General features: G+C 74.0%; 14 protein-coding genes. 7 read left to right on the forward strand and 7 right to left on the reverse strand.

Annotated features, from left to right (window positions below):
• Positions 1 to 470 precede the first annotated feature (470 nt).
• Entirely contained in the window at positions 471 to 1,025 is a 555-nt protein-coding gene (locus ACZ4VA_RS32085) for a MarR family winged helix-turn-helix transcriptional regulator (RefSeq protein WP_468083507.1), read from the reverse strand.
• A gap of 175 nt (positions 1,026 to 1,200) precedes the next feature.
• On the opposite strand from ACZ4VA_RS32085, the gene ACZ4VA_RS32090 reads away from it, so the two are divergent.
• Positions 1,201 to 2,472: an MFS transporter gene (locus ACZ4VA_RS32090; RefSeq protein ID WP_356176028.1), complete on the forward strand. Its 1,272-nt coding sequence runs from the start codon at positions 1,201 to 1,203 to the stop codon at positions 2,470 to 2,472.
• Between the two features lie 13 nt (positions 2,473 to 2,485).
• On the opposite strand, the gene ACZ4VA_RS32095 is transcribed toward ACZ4VA_RS32090, so the two are convergent.
• Together ACZ4VA_RS32095 and ACZ4VA_RS32100 are read right to left on the reverse strand one after the other, a co-directional pair.
• Positions 2,486 to 4,156, reverse strand: a complete 1,671-nt coding sequence (locus ACZ4VA_RS32095) for an ATP-binding SpoIIE family protein phosphatase (RefSeq protein WP_356176031.1) — start codon at positions 4,154 to 4,156, stop codon at positions 2,486 to 2,488.
• A 203-nt stretch (positions 4,157 to 4,359) separates the two neighbouring features.
• A complete protein-coding gene (locus ACZ4VA_RS32100) occupies positions 4,360 to 5,763 on the reverse strand; it encodes an NAD(P)/FAD-dependent oxidoreductase (protein WP_468083509.1) in 1,404 nt (467 codons plus the stop codon).
• Between the two features lie 375 nt (positions 5,764 to 6,138).
• On the opposite strand from ACZ4VA_RS32100, the gene ACZ4VA_RS32105 reads away from it, so the two are divergent.
• On the forward strand, positions 6,139 to 6,903 hold the full coding sequence (locus ACZ4VA_RS32105) for a TetR/AcrR family transcriptional regulator (protein ID WP_356176034.1): 765 nt from the start codon (positions 6,139 to 6,141) through the stop codon (positions 6,901 to 6,903).
• A gap of 306 nt (positions 6,904 to 7,209) precedes the next feature.
• Positions 7,210 to 9,135 carry a sigma-70 family RNA polymerase sigma factor gene (locus ACZ4VA_RS32110; RefSeq protein ID WP_468083511.1) on the forward strand — a complete coding sequence of 642 codons (1,926 nt, stop codon included), beginning with the start codon at positions 7,210 to 7,212 and terminating at the stop codon, positions 9,133 to 9,135.
• Between the two features lie 12 nt (positions 9,136 to 9,147).
• Here ACZ4VA_RS32110 and ACZ4VA_RS32115 read toward each other — a convergent pair whose 3' ends face one another.
• Positions 9,148 to 12,411, reverse strand: a complete 3,264-nt coding sequence (locus tag ACZ4VA_RS32115) for an AfsR/SARP family transcriptional regulator (protein WP_468083513.1) — start codon at positions 12,409 to 12,411, stop codon at positions 9,148 to 9,150.
• 516 nt (positions 12,412 to 12,927) lie between these two features.
• Complete coding sequence (locus ACZ4VA_RS32120; protein WP_356176042.1) at positions 12,928 to 15,033, reverse strand: asparagine synthase-related protein; 2,106 nt, start codon at positions 15,031 to 15,033, stop codon at positions 12,928 to 12,930.
• An 810-nt stretch (positions 15,034 to 15,843) separates the two neighbouring features.
• On the opposite strand from ACZ4VA_RS32120, the gene ACZ4VA_RS32125 reads away from it, so the two are divergent.
• The 4 genes from ACZ4VA_RS32125 to ACZ4VA_RS32140 all read left to right on the forward strand — a co-directional run bounded on the left by ACZ4VA_RS32125 (position 15,844) and on the right by ACZ4VA_RS32140 (position 20,995).
• Entirely contained in the window at positions 15,844 to 17,265 is a 1,422-nt protein-coding gene (locus ACZ4VA_RS32125) for an MFS transporter (RefSeq protein WP_355790582.1), read from the forward strand.
• A 108-nt stretch (positions 17,266 to 17,373) separates the two neighbouring features.
• Positions 17,374 to 18,585: an L-2-hydroxyglutarate oxidase gene (lhgO, locus tag ACZ4VA_RS32130; RefSeq protein WP_388904860.1), complete on the forward strand. Its 1,212-nt coding sequence runs from the start codon at positions 17,374 to 17,376 to the stop codon at positions 18,583 to 18,585.
• 128 nt (positions 18,586 to 18,713) lie between these two features.
• Positions 18,714 to 19,580 carry a tRNA (guanosine(46)-N7)-methyltransferase TrmB gene (gene trmB, locus ACZ4VA_RS32135; protein WP_468083516.1) on the forward strand — a complete coding sequence of 289 codons (867 nt, stop codon included), beginning with the start codon at positions 18,714 to 18,716 and terminating at the stop codon, positions 19,578 to 19,580.
• Positions 19,581 to 19,645: 65 nt separating this feature from the next.
• Positions 19,646 to 20,995 (forward strand): PrsW family intramembrane metalloprotease, encoded by a 1,350-nt coding sequence (locus ACZ4VA_RS32140; RefSeq protein ID WP_356176047.1) that lies wholly within the window; start codon positions 19,646 to 19,648, stop codon positions 20,993 to 20,995.
• A 255-nt stretch (positions 20,996 to 21,250) separates the two neighbouring features.
• Here ACZ4VA_RS32140 and ACZ4VA_RS32145 read toward each other — a convergent pair whose 3' ends face one another.
• A complete protein-coding gene (locus ACZ4VA_RS32145; RefSeq protein ID WP_356163568.1) occupies positions 21,251 to 22,195 on the reverse strand; it encodes an aldo/keto reductase in 945 nt (314 codons plus the stop codon).
• A gap of 56 nt (positions 22,196 to 22,251) precedes the next feature.
• Positions 22,252 to 23,301, reverse strand: coding sequence for a M23 family metallopeptidase (locus ACZ4VA_RS32150; RefSeq protein ID WP_356163569.1), 1,050 nt, complete (start codon positions 23,299 to 23,301; stop codon positions 22,252 to 22,254).
• Position 23,302 lies beyond the last annotated feature (1 nt).

Genomic DNA, 23,302 nt, shown 5'->3' on the forward strand with positions numbered 1-23,302 from the left:
TCTCGGGCTTTCCTCCGGGCGCTTCCCTTCGGTCTTGCGTTTCCGACTCTATCAGACCGTTTCCGGTTCCGATTTCCTCGGTGCTTTCCAGGTTTGCGCTTTCGCGTTTCCCTTTCCGGCGGTTCCGACTCTATCAGATCCTTTCGGGCCTGATTCCCAGTCAGCGGGGCTTGTCTTCGCGGCTGTTGGGCCGTTCCGACGTCCCAGACTTTAGCGGATCCGCTCGGCGGTTCCTAATCGGAGCCGCCGGAGTCAATCGAATTGAATTCGGACATGCCGAAATACAACCCGGTTGGGAGATCCTGCTGGTGGTTTGGGTGCCGCTTCAGCGGCGGAGGTGCTGTCGCAGAACCGTTACGGCCCCGCGGCAACTCGAAGAACCTTACGGATCCGGCAGATGGCTGTCAACCACCTCTGTCAAGATCTTTTGCGGGAGGCTCCGACACCCTCACTGACCGGGGTCGACGCTCTCAGTCGAGGTCGGTGAGACGGCCGCCCGCGTCGGGCTGGGCGTCCTCCACGCGGCGGAGGAGTCGGGTGAGCACCTCGCCCAGGACGCCGCGCTCGTCCGCGGACAGGTCCTGGAGCAGGTCCTCCTCGAAGACCGTGGCCAGGCGCATCGCCTCGAGCCACTTCTCGCGGCCCTCCACCGTCAGCTCGATGATGACACGCACCCGGTTGGTCTCGTCCCGCTCCCGGGTGACCAGCCCCTCCGTGACCATGCGGTCGATCCGATGGGTCATGGCGGCCGGCGTGAGGCCCAGCCGCTTGGCGAGCTCGCTCGGGCCCAGGCGGTACGGGGCGCCGGAGAGGACGAGGGCCTTGAGGACCTCCCATTCGGCGTTGCTGATGCCGAGGGTGGCCGTCTGCCTGCCGTAGGCGACGTTCATGCGGCGGTTGAGCCGGCCGAGCGCCGAGACGATCTTCTCGACCTGGGGGTCGAGGTCGCGGAACTCGCGCTGGTAGGCCGCGATCTGTTCTTCGAGGGTCGGCTCGCTGACGCCGCCGCCGGGGGTGTCACCCATGGGCGCAGTATGGCACGCCCTCGCTTGGCTTCGAAGTCCTTGGAGGTGTACTGTTTAGCTTCGAACTTTAGCTCTGAAGTCTTCAGGGTTAACTCCTCATCCGTACCTCTGGACCGGCTCCCCGCTCGGGGGCCGGCCGGTCCTCGTTCCAAGGCAGGTGAAAGTGACCAGGGCGATGGGCGCAGCGATGCGCCGGATCCACGTGGGCAACGCACTCAGCGCGTTCGGGCTCGGCTTCACGGTTCCGTATCTGTACGTCTACGTGGCGCAGGTGCGGGAGCTGGGGGCCATGACGGCGGGGCTCGTGCTCGCCGTCTTCGCCGTGGCCGCGCTCGTGGTGCTTCCGTTCGCCGGGCGGGCCATCGTCCGGCGCGGTCCGCGGCCGGTCCTCGTCGCCGCCCTGGTCACCGCCGCCCTCGGAGCGCTGAGCCTGGGACTCGCGGGCAGTGCGACGACGGTCCTGCTGTCGGCCGCCGCGCTGGGTGCCGGTCAGGCCGTCATGCAGCCGGCGCTGGCCACGATGATCGTGGACTGCTCCACCGCGGACACCCGCTCGCGCGCCTTCGCCACGCAGTTCTTCCTGCAGAACCTGGGTCTCGGCGTCGGCGGCCTGATCGGCGGCCACCTCGTCGACACCACCCGCGCGGACTCGTTCACGCTGCTGTTCGCGATCGAGGCGGCGATGTTCCTGCTGCTCGCCGTGATCATGACGACGGTTCGGATGCCGCACGCGCCGCGGGTCGAGGGTGCCCCGCAGGCCAGGGGCGGCAGCTGGAAGCAGCTGCTCGGCAACCGGGCCATGGTGCAGCTGTGCGTCCTCGGCTTCGTGCTGTTCTTCGCCTGCTACGGCCAGTTCGAGTCGGGGCTGAGCGCGTACGGCGTCGAGGCGGCCGGTATCTCGACCTCCGCGCTCGGTACGGCTCTCGCGGCGAACACGGCGATGATCGTCGTCGCGCAGTTCGCGGTGCTGCGGTTCGTCGAGCGTCGCAAGCGGTCCCGGGTGATCGCCGCGGTCGGGCTCATCTGGGCCCTGGCGTGGGTCGTGGCCGGGTACGCGGGCCTCGGGCACGGCAGCCAGACCATGGCGACGGCCGCGTTCGTGTCGACGTACGCGCTGTTCGGTCTCGGTGAGGCGATGCTCTCCCCGACGGTCGCGCCGCTGGTCGCCGACCTGGCTCCGACCGGCATGGCGGGCCAGTACAACTCCGCCTTCGCGCTGGTGAAGCAGCTCGCGCTGGCGGTCGGCCCGGCGGTGGGCGGTCCGATGGGCGCGTCCCTGCACGCGCCGTACGTCGTGACGTTCCTGCTGTTCTCGCTCGGCATCACCTACCTGGCGGTCCGGCTCGGACGGCAGCTCACCCCCGTGCAGAACCAGCCGTCGCTCGCGCGCAGCCGGGTGGTGGCGCAGGGCGGTGCGCCGGCCGAGCCGGCCCGCTCCAGCGCCTGACGGGAGCGGCCGCTCAGCCCGCCTCGCGCGGCAGGGCGAACTCGCACCACACCGCCTTGCCGCCGCCCGGCGTGCGCCGGGAGCCCCAGCCGGAGGCGATCGTGGCGACGATGGCGATGCCGCGTCCCGCCTCGTCGCCCGGTTCGGCGCGGCGGCGGCGTGGCAGGTGGTCGTCGCCGTCGGTGACCTCGATGATCAGGCGCCGGTCGGTCCGGCGCAGCCGCAGCCGCATCGGCGGGGTGCCGTGCTGGAGGGAGTTGGCGACGAGTTCGCTGGCGGCCAGCACGCCGAGGTCGTGCAGCTCGCGCGGGAAGCGCCAGCTGGTGAGCACCCCGGAGGCGAAGGCACGCGCGCGTGGGGTGGCCTCCACCCCGCCGAGCAGCTCCAGTGCGGCGTTGCGGAACAGCTCGCTGTCGGGGCCGGTGCGGGCCGGGTGCTGGAGGACCAGGACGGCGACGTCGTCGTCGTGGTCGGCCGTCACCCCCGCCGAGCGGACCAGTCGGTCGCAGACGACCTGCGGGGTGCCGGTCGCGCCGGCCAGGGCGCGCTCCAGGGCGGCGATCCCCTCGTCGAGGTCCTCGTTGCGCCGCTCCACCAGGCCGTCCGTGTAGAGGACGGCCGTGGAGCCGGGGCCGAGCGGGACCGTGCCCGAGGCGTGCATCCAGCCGCCCGTGCCGAGCGGGGGCCCGGTGGGTTCGTCGGCGCGCAGCACGGTGCCGCTCTCGTCGCGTACGAGGATCGGCAGGTGGCCCGCGGACGCGTAGACCAGCCGGCCTTCGTTCGGGTCGTGGATGGCGTACACGCAGGTGGCGATCTGGTTGGCGTCGATCTCCGTGGCGAGGCCGTCGAGGAGCTGGAGCACCTCGTGCGGGGGCAGGTCGAGCCGGGCGTACGCGCGGACCGCCGTACGGAGCTGGCCCATGACGGCGGCGGCGCGCACCCCGCGCCCCATGACGTCGCCGATGACCAGCGCCGTGCGGCCGCCGCCCAGGGTGATGACGTCGTACCAGTCGCCGCCGACCGCGGCCTCGGTGCCGCCGGGGTGGTAGGTGGCGGCGACGCGCAGGTCGTCCGGTTCCTCCAGCTCCTGGGGCAGCAGGGAGCGCTGGAGGGTGACGGCGGTCTCGCGCTGCCGGCGCTCGCTGGCGCGCAGCCGCTCGGCGGCCTCGGCGTGGTCGGTGACGTCGGTGGCGAAGATCAGCACGCCGCCGCCCCGGCCATCGGTGCCGTCGTCCCCGTCGGGCGTGTCCACGGGGGTGCAGGTGAAGGTGTACGAGCGGCCGTCGGGTGTCCTGCGGGACTTGACCGTGCGCGGTTTGGCACTGCGCAGCACCTGGTCGAGGAGGGGCAGCAGGCCCAGCCCGTCCAGTTCCGGCAGGGCCGAGCGCGCGGGCTCGCCGAGGGGGCGTACGCCGAAGGCGGTCACGTACGCGTCGTTCACGTACGCGATGCGGTGGTCGGGGCCGTGCACGAGGGCGACGAGGGCGGGGACGCGGTCGAGGACCTCGCGCACCGGCAGTACGTCGACCGCGGGCACGTGCGGCGCGGCGTCGGTCAGCTGCTCGACGCGGGCCGCGGGCACGGATCCGTCGCCCCGCCGGTCCTGGGTGACCGGATGGTCGCCGCGCGCCGCGGCGCGGCGCTGCGTTCCGGGGAGTCGGGCGCTCCAGCGCGTGAAGTTCACGAGTCCTTGCCTCGGGTTCATGGCCCCCGGCCGGCACGGTCGGCCGGGGGGCCGGGGGTCTCCCCCGGGGGATACAGCACGTGGGAAAAAGCGTCGTGGGTCCGAAGAGCGGGGCGGCGGACCCGCCCGGCCGGGGAACAGTCTGGCCGACCGGACCGACATCCGTCAGACGCGGGCCCCTCCGGCGGAGTTCCTGGCTCCGGTCAGGACGACCCCTTCGGGTCCCGGGCGGGTTTTCCACCGGCCGCGAGTTCGAACTCGGCACGGGGGTGTTCGAGTGAGCCGAGGGAGACGATCTCCCTCTTGAAGAGCCCCGACAGGGTCCATTCGGCCAGGACGCGGGCCTTCCGGTTGAAGGTCGGGACCCTGCTCAGGTGGTAGGCGCGGTGCATGAACCAGGCAGGGTAGCCCTTCAGGCGCCGTCCGTAGACGTGGGCCACGCCCTTGTGCAGCCCGAGCGAGGCGACGGAGCCGGCGTACCGGTGGGAGTACGTCTCCAGCTCCTCGCCGCGCAGGGCGTGGGCGATGTTGTCGCCGAGGAGCTTCGCCTGGCGCACCGCGTGCTGGGCGTTGGGCGCGGTCTGCGCGCCGGGCTTCCCGGCGGCGACGTCGGGGACGGCGGCCGCGTCACCCGCGGCCCACGCGTGCGGGGCGCCGTCCACGGTGAGCCGGGCCGTGCACTTCAGGCGCCCGCGCTCGTCGAGCGGCAGGTCGGTGGCGGCGAGGAGCGGGTGGGGTTTCACGCCGGCCGTCCACACGACGGTGCGGGTCGGGAAGCGCGCTCCGTCGCTGAGGACGGCGACCCGGTCGGCGCACGATTCCAGCCGCGTCTCCAGGCGTACGTCGATGTTGCGCCGCCGCAGCTGGGTGACCGTGTACCTGCCCATCTCCTCGCCGACCTCGGGCAGGATGCGCGGCGAGGCCTCCACGAGGATCCACTTCATGTCCTCGGGACCGATGTTGTGGTAGTACCGCGTGGCGTACCGGGCCATGTCCTCCAGTTCGGCGAGGGCCTCCGTGCCCGCGTAGCCGCCGCCCACGAACACGAAGGTCAGGGCCGCGTCGCGGACCGCGGGGTCGCGGGTGGAGGAGGCGATGTCCATCTGCTCGATGACGTGGTTGCGCAGGCCGATGGCCTCCTCGACGGTCTTGAAGCCGATGCCGTGGTCGGCGAGGCCGGGGACCGGCAGGGTGCGCGAGACCGAGCCGGGCGCGAGGACCAGTTCGTCGTAGGTGAGCTCCTCCGCGCTCGCGCCCTTCTCCTCCGTGGCCGGGGTGGTGAAGACCGCCGTGCGCGCGGCGTGGTCGATCGACAGGACCTCGCCGACGACGACCGTGCACCGGTCGAGGACCCGCCGCAGGGGGACGACGACGTGGCGCGGCGAGATCAGACCGGCGGCCGCCTCGGGCAGGAACGGCTGATACGTCATGTAGGGGTCCGGGGAGACCACGACGACCTCGACCTCGCCCCGTCTGAGCTCCGGTTTCAGCTTCCGCTGCAGTTGCAGCGCGGTGTACAGCCCCACATAGCCGCCACCGACGATGAGAATGCGTGCGTTCTTCCGGGGTTCGGGGGTCGTCCCCTGATTGATCTCAGCCGTCACCATCCCATGACGCACCCGGCGCCTGCGTTTGTCCACAGCCCCGACAAATTGTGTGACCGGCGGTCGCCGTCGCGCGGGGTCGGCCGAATTGCCGGAGTACGGAGAAGACGCCCAGCTCAGTGGGGGCGCACGGGGTGGGTAGAGGGGGCGCAATCGGGAGGTAACAGACCCGTGCTCCGATCGGGGGGCGCTCTGTGCGGAACCTGCCCCTTCTGAATTGACCCCCTCTCAACTATGTTCGTGTGTCGACGGGGTGCAGGGGGATGTGCTCGACGGGCCGCAGGAGCGGACCCGTGAAACACGCTCGTTCCACACGCTCCGGCTTTTCAATGGCGGGGAGAGTCTCCGGGGGGAGACGTCATTACCGGGGGAACGCTTATGCACATTCAGGACTCTCATTGGTCTTCCGCGTCGGCCATCGCACCCGGTGGCGCACTCGGCGCGGCAAGCGGCAACGGACGCGGTCCGGGGGACGGTTCCCGTACCACCCCGTTGCGCGTGGACGCACAGCGCAATCTGGAACACGTACTGCGCGCGGCGCGCGAGGTCTTCGGCGAGCTGGGGTACGGCGCGCCGATGGAGGACGTCGCACGGCGCGCCCGGGTGGGTGTCGGCACGGTCTACCGGCGCTTCCCGAGCAAGGACGTCCTGGTGCGCCGGATAGCCGAGGAGGAGACGTCCCGGCTGACCGACCAGGCGCGTACGGCGCTCGGCCAGGAGGACGAGCCGTGGTCGGCGCTGTCGCGCTTCCTGCGGACGTCGGTGGCCTCGGGCGCCGGGCGGCTGCTGCCGCCGCAGGTGCTGCGGGTGGGCGTCGCCGACGAGGGCGCCGACGGCGTGCTCGCGGAGGAGGCCCGGGTGCCGCACCAGCGGACCCAGCCGGCGGCCGAGCTGCGGCTCGTCGAGGACACCGCGCCCGATCCGGGTGACGACACCGGCGCCGCGGCGCTGCTCGAGGTCGTCGGCCGGCTCGTGGACCGGGCCCGCGCGGCGGGCGAGCTGCGGGCGGACGTGACGGTCGCGGACGTCCTGCTGGTCATCGCGACGGCCGCGCCCTCACTGCCGGATCCCGCCCAGCAGGCCGCGGCCTCGGCCCGGCTGCTGGACATCCTGCTGGAGGGCCTGCGGTCCCGGCCGCTGTAGAAGCACGGCGTGAGGATCGCCGCGAGAGGCCGCCGGTCGTGTCCGGCGCGCCTCCCGCGGCGGCCCCGCCCCGCTCTCCCGCGCGCCGGGCGGGCATTTCAGGCAGGACTCCAACTTCCGTACAGCCGCGCCCTGTTGGCGCCACAAGAAGCGGTGAAGCCTTCCCCGAACAGGTGACGGTCAGTACCGCCGTACGAAAAAACCCCACGGACGAGTGGTTGATCCCCGCGCCCCGGCTCCTCAGGGGCCCCGTGTGCCACGCTTTCCCGGTATCCGGGTCGAGTGTGCAGGCGGGGGCAGTCCGCGATGAGTGTTGACGGACGGGACGAGTCGCCCGGCGACGCGGGCGCGGAGCCCGACGGACCGGCCGCGCGGCAGGTCCCGGGCCAGGGCCGCTCGCACGGTGGCCGCTCCCTCCCCGCGACCGCGGACACCGCCGCGGACGGGACGCCGCAGCCCAGCGTCCCCTCACAGCGCGAGCGCCGCGAGGACGGCGTGCTGCCGCCGCCGGCCGAGCTGCCGCCGTCCGACGCCGACCTGATCGAGCGGATGCGCGCGGGCGACGACACGGCCTACGAGGCGCTGTACCGCCGCCACGCCGACGCCGTACGCCGTTACGCGCGCACCTGCTGCCGGGACGGGCACACCGCGGAGGACCTCACGGCCGAGGTGTTCGCGCGCATGCTCCAGGCGGTGCGGGGCGGCAGCGGCCCCGAGCACGCCGTACGGGCGTACCTGCTCACCAGCGTCCGCCGCGTCGCCGCGCACTGGACGAAGACGGCGAGGCGGGAGCAACTCGTCGACGACTTCGCGGTGTTCGCCGCGCAGGCCGCCCACAACCCCGAGGTCCGCGACGACGACACGCTCGAACTCGGCGCGGACGTGCGGGCGATGCACGAGGCCGAGCAGTCGATGGCCATGCAGGCGTTCCGGTCGCTTCCCGAGCGCTGGCAGGCCGTGCTCTGGCACACCGAGGTCGAGGACGAGTCGCCGAGCGAGGTCGCCACGCTCTTCGGGCTCGACGCGAACGGCACCCGCGTCCTCGCCAGCCGCGCCCGCGAAGGACTCAAGCAGGCCTACCTCCAGGCCCACGTCAGCACCACGCTCATCGCCGACGAGGAGTGCGCGCGCTACGCCGACCGGCTCGGCGCCCACGCGCGCGGCGGACTGCGCAGCCGGGCCGAGCGCGGGCTGCGCAAGCACCTGGAGGAGTGCGTCAAGTGCCGCCTCGCGGCGGGTCAGATCAAGGAAGTCGCCGGCGGCATCCCCGCCGTCGTACCGGTCGCGGTGATCGGCTGGTTCGGGGCCGCCGGGTACGCGAAAGCGGTCGCGCTCGTCGCGGGCGGCACCGGGGTCGGCGCCGCGGGTGCGGCCGCCGCCGCGGGCGGTTCCGCCGGAGGGGCCGGTGGCGCGGCGGCCTCCGAGGGGCTCGGCGCGCCGGCCAAGGCCGGTATCGCGGCGGGAGTCGCCGCGGTGGCCGTCGCGGCGGTTGCCCTCGCGCTCGTCGGCGACGACAGCCCCGCGAGGAAGCCCGAGGCCAGGCCGAGCGCGTCGCGCGCCGTCGAGTCGCAGGCCCCGGAGCCCGCCCCGGACCCGCCGGGGAAGGCGTCCCGGCGGCCGCCGGTGGTCGCCGCCGGTGCCCCGACCCCGGCCCCGGCGACGACCCCGGCGCCCGCTCCCCGGCCCACGCGGGCCGAGCCGTCCCCGACGCCCACCCGTACGAAACCGGCGCCGGCCCCGGCACCCCGGCCCACCCCGAAGCCCACACCCCCGCCGCCGCCCGCGCCCGCGCCCGCGCCCGCCGTCTACCCGTGGAACGAGCTGAAGTACGGCCTGACCGGTGACGGCACCGAGCCCGAGATGCGGCTCGGCGAGAGCAGCTGGGTGTGGCAGCGGTGGGGCGTCTCGGTCGGCGGCCGGGAGTACGCGCGCGGAGTGACCGTGCACGGCAAGTCCTCGGTGACCATCGACCTGAACCGCGACTGCACGGCGTACGACGCGGTGGTCGGCGTCGACGACATGACACTGGGGCTCGGCAGGGTGCGGTTCTCCGTGTACGCCGACGGCTCGCGTCTGTGGCGGTCCCCGCTGCTGGCCGGCGGCGACAGCGCGGTCCCGGTCCACGTGGACCTCACCGGCCGCCGGACGATCCGCCTCGCCGTCGACCCCGACACCTCGTTCGACGCCGTGACGCTCGCGGACTGGGCGGACTCGGCGTTCAGGTGCCGCTGAGCCGCACGAGGGCTACCCGGCGTCCAATGCCTCCTTCAAGGTGAGCAGGACGCCGTCCGGGGTGAGGCCGCCGCCCAGCGCGCGCTCGGACTCGTAGCGGGCGCGGCCGAGGGACGCGCGCGCCTCGGCCGTGATGCGCTCGGCGTGGCAGCTCTCCGGCATCGGACGCGGGTGGCCGCCCCGCCAGCGCTCTCCGGCGGCGAGCAGGCGGACCGCGCGCGCGAGGTCGCCCGTCTCGGCGAGCAGCCGCGCCGCGTTGTCGGCGAGGGTGGCCGTCACCCACTCCGCGCAGCGCGCGTCCATGGCGTCGCGCAGGGTCTCGGTGATCTTCGCCAGGCCCCGCTCCGGGGTCGTCTCGATCGCCGTGATCATGGCGTCGAGCTGGCCGAGGGCGGCGAGGAACTGCGGCGGCGGGGTGCCCCGGCGGGACTCCGTGCGCGCCGCCCGGAGCAGCTCGCGCGCCTCGCCGGCCGCCCCGTCGTCCAGCGCCATGTGGGCGCGCATCATCAGGACGAAGGCCCGGGAGTCCGTCACCCCGTGGCGCTCGGCGGCCTCGCTCGCCCGGTCCAGGAGGGCCAGCGACTGCGAGCGGTCGCCCGCGCGGTACGCGATCTCGGCGAGCCGCGCGATGAGGAACGGCGTCTCCGTGTGGGCGCCCACCTCGTGCGCGAGGCGCAGCGCGTCCTCGTACTCGCCCCGCGCGTCCTCGAACCGGCCGCGCACCATCGCCGTCTCCCCGGCCGCGCTGCACACCTGGGCGCGCATCCAGCGGTCGCCGACGCGGCGGCTCAGGGTGCGGAGCTCGGCGAGGTCGCCGTCGATGTCGTGCAGCCCGCCGGGTGAGTCGACGACCATGTGCGTACGGAACATGAGGATGACGCCGACCTCCCAGTCGCCGCCGTACGTACGGCAGTTGGCGAGGGCGGCGTCCAGGGCGGGCCGCAGGTCCTCCGATGAGCCCAGGAAGTAGACGGCGAGCGGCCAGACCAGTCCCGGCATGACCGCCGCGTCCGGACCGCCCTTCTCGAAGACGCGGCGGACCCGGCGGATGTACTCCGGAGTGAGCCGGTCCCGGAGCGACTCCAGGGGCTGCGCCTCCATGACGAGGAACAGCTCCTGCATACGGAGGTTCATCCGCAGGCGGTGCAGCGGGTGCTCCTCGCCGTCGGCGTCCGCCAGGCAGGCCCCGGCGGGGTCGACGCCGGACAGCGCGGCGAGCAGGTCGTCGCCGCGGGCGTCCGGGCCCGCGTCCAGGACGAGCCCCAGGCGCAGCACGCGGTCGGTCCATTCCGCGCCCTCGGCACGGTCGTTGCGCAGCCACCAGAACCAGCCCATGGCGAGGACGAGGGCGCCGGCCTCCTCCTCCGCACCGGCGTGGACCGCCCGCCAGAGCGCCGCCCGGATGTTGTCGAGCTCGCTCTCCAGGCGCCGGATCCAGGGGAGTTGGCCGGCGGAGCGCAGCTGGGGCTCGGCCTCCTCGACGAGGGCGCGCACCCAGGCGCGGTGGCGCCGCTCGGCCGCGGCCCGCAGCCCGGGCACCTCGGCGGCGCGTTCACCGGCGTACTCGTGGATGGTCTCCAGCATCCGGTACCGCATCCCGCCGTCCTCGCCCGGTGTCGCGACGACCAGGGACTTGTCCACGAGCGCCCCGACGAGGTCGGCCGCGGGCCCGGTGCACACCGCCTCCGCCGCCGCGAGGTCCCAGCCGCCCGCGAACACGGACGCCTCGCACAGCACGGTGCGTTCCCGCTCGTCGAGGAGGTCCCAGGACCAGTCGACGACGGCGCGCAGCGTCTGCTGGCGGGGCAGGACCGTGCGGCTGCCGGAGGTGAGCAGTCGGAAGCGGTCGTCCAGGCGATCGGCGATCTGGCGCGGGGTGAGCATCCGCAGCCGGGCGGCGGCCAGTTCGATGGCCAGCGGCAGTCCGTCGAGCCGCCGGCAGATCTCGTCCACCGCCTCCGGGTCGTGCACGGCGTCCGCGTCGGGGCGGACGGCGGCGGCCCGCTCCACGAAGAGCCGGCGGGCGGGGTCGGGCGGCAGCGGCTCCACCGGGCGGACCGACTCGCCCGGCACACCGAGGGGTTCGCGGCTGGTGGCGAGGATCGTGAGGCCGGGGCAGTGCGTCAGCAGGGTCTCGGCGAGGGCGGCCGCGGCGTCGATGACGTGCTCGCAGTTGTCGAGGATCAGCAGCAGGCTGCGCGCGGCGCAGTGCTCGACGAGCAGGGCGAGCGGGTCGGTCGCCGCCGTGGCGGACATCTCGTTCGTGACGAGCACGGTCTCGCGCAGGCCGAGGGCGCCGACGACCGCGCCGGGCACCGCCTCCGGCCGCTCCAGCGGAGCCAGTTCGGCGAGCCACGCCTGCGGCAGGCCGGCGGCGGCCTCCTCGGCGAGGCGGGTCTTGCCGGAGCCGCCGGGTCCGGTCAGCGTGACCAGGCGGGCCCGGCGCACGTCCGCGCGGATGGACTCGATCTCGGGTTCCCGCCCGACGAAGGAGTTCAGCCGCCGCCGGATGTTCCCGCCGCGCGGCTCCGGCCGTACGGGTGCGGGAACCGGCGCCTCGGACTCCCCGAGCAACTCGCCGTGCAGCGCCCGCAGTTCCGGTCCCGGGTCGGTGCCGAGCCCTTCCAGGAGGGCGCGGCGCGCGGTCTCGTACGCCGCGAGGGCGTCCGCGTGGCGTCCGGCGTCGCGCAGGGCGTGGATGAGGAGCGCGTGCAGTGGTTCGTCGTAGGGGTGCGCGGCGGTCAGTTCCCGCAGCTCCGGCACGACGTCGGGGGCGCGGCCCAGTCGCAGGTCGGCGGCGAGGCGGGTACGGGTCGCCTCCAGGCGCAGGGCCTCCGCGCGGGTCGCCGCGTCACGGTCGGGAAGGTCTGCGAGGGCGGGGCCGCGCCAGAGGGCGAGGGCTTCGCGCAGCTCGTCCGCGGCGGTGTGCGCGTCGCCCCGGGCGAGGGCGGTCTTGGCGTCGCGCACGAGGCGTTCGAAGACGTACAGGTCGACGTCGTCCCGTGCGGCGGCGAGGCGGTAGCCGCCGGGCCCGGAGATGACAGCGTCCTTGCCGAGGGCCCGGCGGAGGCGGCCGACCAGGGCCTGCAGCGCCGCGGGGGCGTCCTGGGGCGGGTCGTCCGCCCACACCTCGTCGATCAGGGTCTCGGGGGTGGTCGTGCGGTCGGGGCGCAGGGCGAGGGCGGTGAGGAGTGCGCGGACTCGGGGGCCGCCCATGGCTATGGGGGTTCCCTGGTCGTCCTCCGCCTGGGTGACGCCCAGGATTCTGTACCGCACGCCCCCATTCTCACCGCCCCACCATCCCCCAGCACCCCCTTTCCCCGGCGAGCCCCACCCCGACCTCACCAGCCCCGGCCCACTCCCCGCCCATACGCCGGCCTCGGAAACCCCAACAGACCAGGCAACCCGAACCACGAGGCCCCCACGTACAGCAGCCCCCGCTGCCTCGGCCGACGCCGGGGTGGGACGGCGAACCCGGCGCCAACGGGGAGCCGCCTGCGCCCCACCCTCCCCCACTCTCGGCTCCGTTCGAGCGGGGGGACCCCCATCGCCCCAGCGGCACGATTGCCCGCAGCTGGGGTGACGACGGCCCGCAGCCGCCCTCCGACCGAAGGGGCCGTGCCGGTACATCAAATGGCCGTCGAGACGGGGACGTACGCAACCGAGGAACGCTGGTAACGGGGGCCGGCAACAACTACCGACGGCCGGATGTACCGGCACGGCCCCGACCCACCCACCGGACGGCCAGCGCCCGACGCCCACCACACCGGACACCGCCCAGGACAACCCCGCTCAAGGCGCCCCCGCCAGCCCCCGTCGCCCCGACCCCAGCACCCGCCCCTGCGGCGCGATCCCCGCGGGTACCGCCCGCTGCCGGGCCGGCGTCCCCGTCCAGCACGTGCCCCGGCGGCTCAGCAGCCGACGGAGCCACAGCTCCAGGGAGACCAGGTCCGCGAGCCCGTCCAACGGCAGCGGCTCCCCGTCCGCCGCAGCCCGCAGCGCCCTGCGGACCACCCGCGCCTCGACCAGCCCCGCCTCCGCGAGCAACGGCGTGTCGAACAGGGCGATCAGCGAGTCCACGGACACCCGCAGCCCCGTCCGGACGGCCGCCGCGGAAGAGGCGTTGGACGGCGCGCCCCAGCCCGCGGGGAGGTCACCGACCCCGGCCCCCTCCAGCACCGTACGGAGGATCGCCGCCCGCGCCCCGGGCTGCACCCGCAGCGCCTCGGGCAGCGCCCGGCACGCCCGCACGACCTGGTTGTCGAGGAACGGCGCGTGCAGCCGCTGGAAGCGGATCTCCACCGCCTGCTCCAGGATGCGCAGGTCCGCCGCGTGCCGCGCGAGCGCCGCACGCGCGCGGAAGTCCCCGGGCCGCTGCCCGGGACTCACCCCCGCCCGCCCGGACGCCGCCTGGAGACGAACCGATACTTCAGCGAGAGCCTCCCCGGTCAGCCACCGCGCGGCGGGCCCGGGCCGGGCCCAGGTGAGCGCGGAGAGGGAGGCCCCGACGGCCCCGACGGGCTCCTCGAACCGGCGGTGCAGCAGCCGGTCGGCGAGGACGTCGACCCCGGCCCGGTACGGCGTACGGGCCAGCTTGCGCGCCGCGCCGTACACGCGCGCGGGGACCATGACGGACCCGTCGGCCCGGGTGAGCGCGGCGACGGGCCGCACGAGATGGCGCCGCTTGCGGTCCATCAGGAGATCCGCCAGCCGGGCGGGGTGCGCGTCGAGCACCTGCCGCGCCCCGTACCCGGTGAAGTGGTCGGCGCTGCCCGCGGCGAGCCGGGCCCGGTGCCGGGCGGCCGTCACCAGCGAGGGCGCGGGCTCGTCGGTGAGCGGCCCGTCCAGGTCGGCGTAGGGCAGGGCCTCCTCCCCGCCGGCGACGACCACGTGGTGCAGCCGGGGGTTGGCGGCCAGCGACCCGGCCCGCTCCAGCTCGGCCTCACGCCCGCTGACGGCGAGGTCGTTGAAGGTGACGGCGAGGAGTCGCTCGCCCGCGCCGGTGCCGTGGCCCAGCACGGTGCCGGGCATCCCGGGGAGCCCGGCGGCGAGGAGCGCGAGGGTCCCCGAGGCGGGGCCGCCGGAGAGGTCGGCGCCGATGCCGGGGACGGGCATGCCGCGGGCGGCGCGCCGCTCGGCGGGGCCCATGCCGGGCACGGGACCGGGGTCGACGTCGGCACCGGGCACGTGCCGGGGCGCGGCGAGCCGGGCGCGTACGGCGTCGACGAGGGCGTCCCGGACGGCGTCCACGGAGGCGGTGGGATCGGCGGCCGGTGCGGCGACGGCGAGCGAGGCGACGGCCTCGTACCCGGCGATCTCCCGGGCCCCCGCGCGCAGGATGAGCGCGTGTCCGGGCGGGATGCGCCGCACGCCGTCGTACGGCGTGGAGTCGTGCACGGCGGCGGGCACGTCGGGAGCGGCGAGCAGCGCGGCGAGGTGTCCGAAGTCGAGGTTGGCCTCGATGAGGTCGGCGAGGGGCAGCGCGGCGGTCGCGTAGGCCGTACCGCCCGCCCAGGGGGTGTAGAACACGGGCCGGGCGCCGGCGAGATCGCCGCAGACGGTGACGCGGCGGCCGGCCTGGACGATGGCGGTGTAGCTGCCGGGCCAGGCGGTGAGATGGCGAAGTGCCCCTCCGCGGGCGGCGAACAGCCCGACGCGCAGTTCCTCGTCGGAGGCGCCGCAGGTGCCGAGGACGGCGATCCGGTTCTGCGCGCCCGCGTTGACGACGCGCACCTCGTCGGGGCGCCAGTCGCCGACCGCCCAGAGCGGATCGGGGTCGCCCCAGAGCAGTTGGGAGCCGACCGGGTGCACGGTCTCGCCGTCGCTCCCGGTGGCACCCGCCGAGCCGACCTCAGAGGCTCTGGCGGCGGTACTGCTCCACCCCACCAACCACCGCATCGCCGCCTCCACAGGCTGTGGACAACCAGTGCACCGCACGAACTGGGCACCATGCTGCCACGAAGCGGGCACGCTGGAAGGCCTGTGGGACTGCTTGCGCCCCCCGGAATGCGCCCCCGCGGACCCCGTGCAGGCTCCCGACCGGCCGTGCGGCGGGTGTCGGGGAGCAGTCGAGGGACCGTCAGAGAGGCAATGGCGGAGGCGAGTTGACGTGCCGGCGGCGGGCCGGTGGACGGCGGCGGACGGGAGCCGGGGAGGCGCGGCCGGGGCTGCCGCCAGGGCGGTCACGAAAGACACCCCCACGAACAGCGACTCGAATGCGCCCCCGATACGCTCCCCAAAGGCACCCCGCGCGCCCTCAAGTGACGTGGTGAGACGGCGTATTGACCTCCCGAGGAACCGTCGATAACAAGCCAAATCGATGCTGGATGGCCACGCGCGCACACGCTCCGTACAGGCCGTGCGGAGGGCCGGCGACCTCCAGTCCGGGAGGCGGAGTTCGCCTCCCGGACCGATCCGCCGCCCGCGGGGATGTAGGCGGCGGTGTCCCCCAGCCCACCGGATCCAGTACAGCGGGCCGACCCACGCGTCCTCATGGAAGCGCTCCCCCCGTGGCCGGAGAAGAGCGCACGGGCGGGCGCACGGCCACACAACGGGAGCACGCCGCAACACTCCGTACTGCCGTGCGGACCACAATCCCGCCATCCGGAAGTACGCCCCTTAACGCTTGGGATTGGGCGAACTACGCTGGGTTTACGAATGCCGCGTGGTTATGCCAGCGCGGCAGCCGTCTGTGTCGAGGGGTGGCGCATGTCCAGGGAGCAACGCGGGCCGAACGAAAAACTCGGCACCGTTCTCGCCCTCGCGGGAATCAGCAACGCGGGCCTCGCCCGGCGCGTCAACGACCTTGGCGCCCAGCGCGGTCTGACTCTTCGCTACGACAAGACGTCGGTGGCGCGCTGGGTGTCGAAGGGAATGGTGCCCCAGGGTGCCGCCCCGCACCTCATCGCGGCCGCCATCGGGCAGAAACTCGGCCGCCCCGTACCGCTCCACGAGATCGGTCTGGCGGACGCGGACCCCGCACCCGAAGTGGGCCTCGCCTTCCCGCGCGACGTGGGACAGGCGGTGCGGTCGGCGACGGAGCTGTACCGCCTCGACCTGGCCGGCCGCCGGGCCGGCGGCGGCATCTGGCAATCGCTCGCCGGTTCCTTCGCGGTGAGCGCCTACGCGACGCCCGCCTCACGGTGGCTGATAACCCCGGCCGACAGTTCGGTGGCACGCGACGCGAACCCCGGTGAGGGTTCCGGAGCACCGCTGAAAGTCGGCCACAGCGATGTGCTGAAACTGCGCGAGGCCGCCGAGGACGCCCGACGCTGGGACTCCAAGTACGGCGGCGGCGACTGGCGTTCGTCGATGGTGCCCGAGTGCCTGCGGGTGGAGGCGGCGCCGCTGCTGCTCGGCGCGTACTCCGACGAGGTCGGCCGGGCGCTCTTCGGGGCGAGCGCCGAGCTGACCCGCCTCGCCGGCTGGATGGCCTTCGACACCGGCCAGCAGGAGGCCGCCCAGCGCTACTACATCCAGGCGCTGCGCCTGGCCCGCGCCGCCGCGGACGTCCCCCTGGGGGGCTACGTCCTGGCGTCGATGTCCCTCCAGGCCACCTACCGGGGCTTCGGCGACGAGGGCGTCGACCTCGCCCAGGCCGCCCTGGAGCGCAACCGCGGGCTGGCCACCGCGCGCACGATGAGCTTCTTCCGCCTGGTCGAGGCGCGGGCCCACGCGCGCGCGGGTGACGCCCACGCGGCCGGCGGTGCCCTGAAAGCGGCCGAGGGCTGGCTGGAGCGGGCCCGCGACGGTGATCACGACCCGTCCTGGCTCGGCTTCTACTCGTACGACCGCTTCGCCGCCGACGCGGCCGAGTGCTACCGCGACCTGAAGGCCCCGCGCCAGGTCCGCCGCTTCACGGAGCAGGCGCTGTCGAAGCCGACGGAGGAGTTCGTACGCTCCCACGGGCTGCGGCTGGTGGTGTCGGCGGTCGCCGAGCTCGAGTCGGGCAACCTGGACGCGGCCTGCGAGCAGGGCGTGCGGGCGGTCGAGGTCGCCGGGCGCATCTCCTCGGCCCGCACCACCGAGTACGTGAAGGACCTGCTGCACCGCCTGGAGCCGTACGGGGACGAACCGCGCGTGGTGGAGCTGCGGGAGCGGGCGCGGCCGTTGCTGATGGCTCCCGCGTAGCCTCGCGGTCCCGCCGCTCCTGCGCACCCGCGGGCACGGGGAGCGCGATCCGGGTTTGAGGGCATTGTCAGTGGCGCAGTGCACTATCGAAGCCGGGAGGTGAAGCGGGTGCGGCAACGGGTTGCATACGACTGCGACGTGCTGGTGACCGGCGGCGGGATCGTCGGTCTGTCGGCCGCGTACGCGATCTCGCGCGCCGCACCGGGCACGCATGTGATGGTGCTGGAGAAGGAGCAGGGCCCCGCCCGTCACCAGACGGGCCGCAACAGCGGGGTCATCCACAGCGGGGTGTACTACCGCCCCGGCTCCATGAAGGCGCGCTACGCGGTCCGGGGCGCCGCCGAGATGACGAAGTTCTGCGCCGAGTACGGCATCGCGCACAGCGTCACCGGCAAGCTGATCGTCGCCACCGACAAGGCCGAGCTGCCCCGCCTGCACGCCCTCGTCCAGCGCGGCCGGGAGAACGGCATCGCGGTCCGCGAGCTGGGCCCCGCCCAGATCGAGGAGTACGAGCCGGAGGTCCGCGGACTGGCCGCCATACACGTCGGGACGACGGGGATCTGCGACTACGTGGCCGTGGCCCGCCGGCTCGCGGAGTCCTCCGGCGCCGAGATCCACTACGGCGCGCGGGTCGAGCGCGTCGACCGGCGCCCCGACCTCGGCGTCGCCGTCCGGACGGCCGACGGCCGGATCGTCCGCGCGCGCGTGCTGGTCAACTGCGCGGGGCTGCACTGCGACGAGATCGCCCGCCTCGCCGGGGACGACCCGGGGATGCGGATCGTCCCGTTCCGTGGCGAGTACTACACGCTGGCCCGCCCGGAGCTGGTGCGCGGACTGGTGTACCCGGTGCCGGACCCGGCGTTCCCCTTCCTCGGGGTGCATCTGACCCGGGGCATCGACGCGGGCGTGCACATCGGCCCGAACGCGGTCCCCGCGCTGGCCCGCGAGGGGTACGGCTGGGGCACGGTCCACCCGCGCGAGCTGGCGGCGACCCTGGCCTGGCCGGGCTCCTGGCGGATCGGACGCCGCCACTGGCGGTACGGGGCCGGGGAGCTGCGCCGCTCGGTGTCGAAGGCGGCGTTCACCGAGGCCGTCCGGCGACTGCTGCCCGCGGTCACCCCGGACGACCTGATACCGGCCCCGGCGGGCGTCCGCGCCCAGGCGGTCCTGCGGGACGGGACGCTGGTGGACGACTTCCTCATCCAGGAGCGCCCCCGGACGGTCCACGTGCTGAACGCGCCGTCGCCGGCCGCCACGGCCTCCCTCCCGATCGGCCGGGAGATCGCCCGCAGAGCCCTCAAGGCGCTGTCCCAGCCCTGACCCTCCCGGCAACGGGCCGCGACCGTGCCCGCCCGGCCCCGCGGGCGCGTCCTCCCCGGCCCGCCCGGGAGCGGCCCGTCCCCGGGGCGGGAGGCGCCGGGAGCCGTCCGCCGTAAAATCGACTCACTGTGTCTGATTCCCTCAACTCCTCCGAAGAGCCCCGGCCCTCCGCGGCCGAGGGCTCGCCGCGCCCTTCCCGTGCCAAGGGCGAGCCCCGCTTCCCCGCCGGGCCGAAGCCCGATCCCGCCGGTTCGCACTTCGAGCGCCGGATCCGGAGCTTCCAGCCGCGGCGCAGCCGGGTGACGGCCGGCCAGGCGGACGCGCTCCAGCGGCTGTGGCCCAAGTGGGGACTGGACATCGACGGGCGCCCCCTCGACCTCGCGGAGCTCTTCGGCACCGACGGCCCCGTCGTCCTGGAGATCGGCTTCGGGATGGGCGAGGCCACCGCCCAGATGGCCGCCGCGGACCCGGACACCGGCATCCTGGCCGTCGACGTGCACACGCCCGGCCAGGGCAACCTGCTCAATCTCGCCGACCGGAACGGGCTGTCCAACATCCGGGTGGGCAACGGCGACGCGATCATCCTGCTCCGCGAGATGCTCGGACCGGACACCCTCGACGGACTGCGCGTCTACTTCCCGGACCCGTGGCCGAAGAAGCGCCACCACAAGCGCCGCATCATCCAGCCGGAATTCCTGACCCTGGCCGCGACCCGTCTGAAGCCCGGCGCCGTCCTCCACTGCGCGACCGACTGGGAACCGTACGCCGAGCAGATGCTCGACGTGCTGACCGCGCACCCGGACTTCGAGAACACCCAGCCGGACGGCGGTTACGCGCCACGTCCCGGCTTCCGTCCGCTGACCCGTTTCGAGGGCCAGGGACTGGACAAGGGCCATGTGGTGCACGACCTGCTGTTCCGCCGTGCGGAGCACCGGGCCGAGGACCGGAACGAACGCCAAGAGGAACACGCTGACCAACCCCCCGCCGGCGACTGAGGCACCGCACGGCCCCCACCGGGTGCCGTCGCGGGCAGCGCCCCTCCCTCGTTAGGGTCGATGCCGTGGCCACCTTTCCTCCGTACCCGACGTACCCCACCGGCTCGGCCGACGGTGCGCTGCGGCATGCGCACTGGTGGCAGCACAGATGGGTGCGTTACGGCGCCCTGGTCACCCTGCTCGCGCTCTCCGGACTGGTCATCCTCGCGCTGGTCCGCCGGCAGACCGGCACCCAGGGCTTCCTGGTGGGCCTCGGCCTCGCCGTGCTGCCGGTCCCGCTCCTGCTGGCCGCGTTCCGCTGGCTGGACCGCGTCGAACCGGGCCCCTGGCGGAACCTGCTCTTCGCCTTCGCCTGGGGCGCCTGCGCGGCGGCGCTGATAGCGATCGTCGCCAACAGTTTCGCGACCCGGTGGATAGCGACAGCGACCGCTGACCCGTCCGGCGCCGACACGCTCGGTGCCACCGTCATAGCGCCCGTGGTGGAGGAGTCCGCGAAGGCGGCCGCCGTGCTGCTGGTCTTCCTGTTCCGCAGACGGGACTTCACCGGGATCGTCGACGGGGTCGTCATAGCCGGGGTGACCGCCACCGGCTTCGCCTTCACCGAGAACATCCTCTACCTCGGCAACGCCTTCGGCACCGACCAGCTCAACGGCGGCCGGGGCCTGGCGTCGGTGACCGCGGCAACCTTCTTCGTGCGCGTGGTGATGTCCCCGTTCGCGCACCCGCTGTTCACCGTCCTCACCGGCATCGGCTTCGGCATCGCCGCGCTGTCCGCGGACCGCCAGCGCCTGCGCCGGGTGCTGCTGCCGCTGTCCGGACTGCTGCTGGCCATGGGCATGCACGCGGTGTGGAACGGCTCCTCGTCCTTCGGCGAGTACGGCTTCTTCGCGGTCTACGCGGCCTTCATGGTCCCCGCGTTCGGCCTGCTCACCTGGCTGGTCATATGGACGCGCCAGCGGGAACTGCGCACCGTGCGCGCGGAGCTGCCCGCGTACGCCGTGGCGGGCTGGCTGACGGCGCCCGAGCCGTTCGTCCTGGGGTCCATGCGGGCGCGGCGTTTGGCTCGCGACTACGCCGCTCACCATTTCGGCAAGGCCGCCGCCCGGTCGGTCGCCGAGTACGAGTCCTACGCGACCTCGCTGGCGTTCCTGCGGCACCGCGGGCGCGCCGGCCGCGCGAGCGCCGACTTCGTCGTACGGGAGAGGGAGCTGCTGCACGAGCTGTGGCGGCGCCGGGAGGTAGCCCGGCCCTCCCTCGCGTACGCGGCCCGGGCGTCCGCCCCCGCGGTCGTACCGCCCTGGCCACCGCTGTACGCGCCGCCGCCCGTCCACCCGTACGCCGGCCCCCCGTCGGCGTACCCGGCGCCCCACCCGGGCCACGACCCCTACGGCGCGTACAACCCGTACCGCTCGTAGCGCGACCGGGGCGGAGCGACCGGCGGGACCTGTCTAGGGTCTGTCGTTTGGATCAGGCCGGCCGTGACGGACGGTTCGTCCCGGCCGACCCGAGCGGGGTCTGGTGCGTGCAGCTGCAAGGCGGAGGAGGGAGTCGAAGCGATGGGGGTCCCCCCGCTCGAGCGGAGCCGAGAGTGGGGGAGTCGGCGACCGACGACAACGCCGCAGATGTGCGTGCCAGACCCCGCGACACCGGCCTGATCCAAACGACAGGCCCTAGGCGGACGCCTGCGTCAGCGTGGCCAGCTCCGCGTCCGTCAGGGTCAGGTCGGCCACCCCGAGGAGCGCCGGGAGCTGCTCGACCGTCCGGGCGGAGGCGAGCGGCGCCGCCACCGTCGGCCGGTCGGCGAGCCAGGCCAGGGCGACCGTGGCCTGCGGGACGCCCCGGGACCCGGCGATCTCGTCGAGCGCGGCCAGCACCCGCGTCCCGCGCTCGGTCTCCAGGTGCTTGCCCGCGCCGGCGGCCCGCGCCGAGTCGACCGTCGTACCCGGGCGGTACTTGCCGGTGAGGAAGCCGGAGGCCAGGGCGTAGTACGGGACGGCGGCGAGGCCGGAGCGGGAGGCGATCTCCTGGAGCGGGCCCTCGTAGGTGCGGCGGGAGACGAGGTTGTAGTGCGGCTGGACGGCGACGTAGCGGACCAGGCCCTCGCGGTCGGAGAACTCCAGGGACTCCTGGAGCCGTTCGGGCGAGATGTTGGAGGCCGCGACGGCGCGCACCTTGCCGGCCCGCACCAGTTCGTCGAGCGTGCCGATGATGTCCTCGACGGGGACCGAGGGGTCGTCGTAGTGCGTGTAGTACAGGTCGATGTAGTCCGTGCCCAGCCGGCGCAGCGAGGCGTCGGCGGCGGCCCTGAGGGTGTCGGGCGCCAGCCCCTTGTACGCGGGGTGCGCGCCGGCCTTGGTCGCGAGGACGATGTCGGAACGGTTGCCGCGCGCGGCGAACCACCGGCCGATGACGGTCTCCGACTCGCCGCCCTCGTTGCCGGGAGCCCACGAGGAGTAGGTGTCCGCGGTGTCCACGAAGTTGCCGCCGGCCGCCGCGTAGGCGTCCAGCACGGCGAAGGACTGCGCCTCGTCGGCGGTCCAGCCGAAGACGTTGCCGCCGAGGGCGAGCGGGAAGACCTCGAGGTCTGACGGGCCGAGCTTGCGGAGAGAAGTCATGGACGATTTCAACATCGTCCGCGGTACCGCCTATTCCGCGAGCCCGGCCGGCGGACCTACGGGTTGAGGCCCTTGCTCTGCAGCCACGCCATCGGGTCGATGCCGGTGGCGGCGCCGCCCGCGTGGACCTCCATGTGCAGGTGCGGCCCGGTCACGTTGCCGGTCGCGCCCACCCGTCCGATGACGTCACCGGTGGCGACCTTCTGGCCCACGCTGACGCTGATGGACGACTGGTGGCAGAACCAGACCTCGGTGCCGTCCTCCAGGGTGAGGATGGTGCGGTAGCCGTACGAACCGGCCCAGCCCGCCTCGGTGATGGTTCCGGTGTGCACGGCCTTGATCAGCGTGCCGGTGGGCGCCGCGAAGTCGAGGCCGGTGTGGTAGCCGGAGGACCACATGGAGCCGGAGTCACCGAAGCGCGAGGTGAGCGTGTACGAGGAGGTCGGCAGCGCGTAGCTCTTGGCGAGCTCCGCGAGGCGCTCCGCCTCGGCCTTCTCCTTGGCCTCCTGCTCCGCCTTCTTCTTGGCGGCGGCGGCCTTGGCCTCGGCCTCGTCCTGGGTCTTGGCGGCTTCCTCGGCGGCCTTCTTCACGGCGGCGGCCTGAGCCGCCTCGGCGGCCTTGAGGTCGACCTGGTCCTGCTGCGACTCGGCCTGCTGCATGATGCGGGCGCGCAGGGCCTCGCCCGCGTCGGTGGTGCCTCGCGCGGTGTCCGAGTTGGTCAGTCCCGCGGTGGTGAGCGGGGTGGCCGAGCCCTTCGGTGCGCCGGCGTCGGAGCCGTCCGATATCAGGCCCTTGGCCGAGTCGGCGACCGATGACAGGTCGGGCATCGAGATGGACACCGGCGGCTTGCCGCTCTGCGCGGTGGCCATGCCGCCCGCGCCGACGGCGGCGATGACGCCTACGCCGAGGACGGTGGAGCTGCGGGCGAGTCCTCCGCCGCGCTGCTTGGAGACGCGGTGCCGGCCACGGACGGGACGGACGGAATCCTCGGTGGGATTCCACTCCTCCCAGGGGCCCTCGTCGTTGCCGCGGCCGTAGCCGAAGGTGTTGCTCTGCTGGTCACTCGGCGCGAACGAGGTTGACTGGGCAGGCCGGTTGGACGCCACG

The sequence above is a fragment of the Streptomyces sp. NPDC028308 genome, from assembly GCF_055565855.1.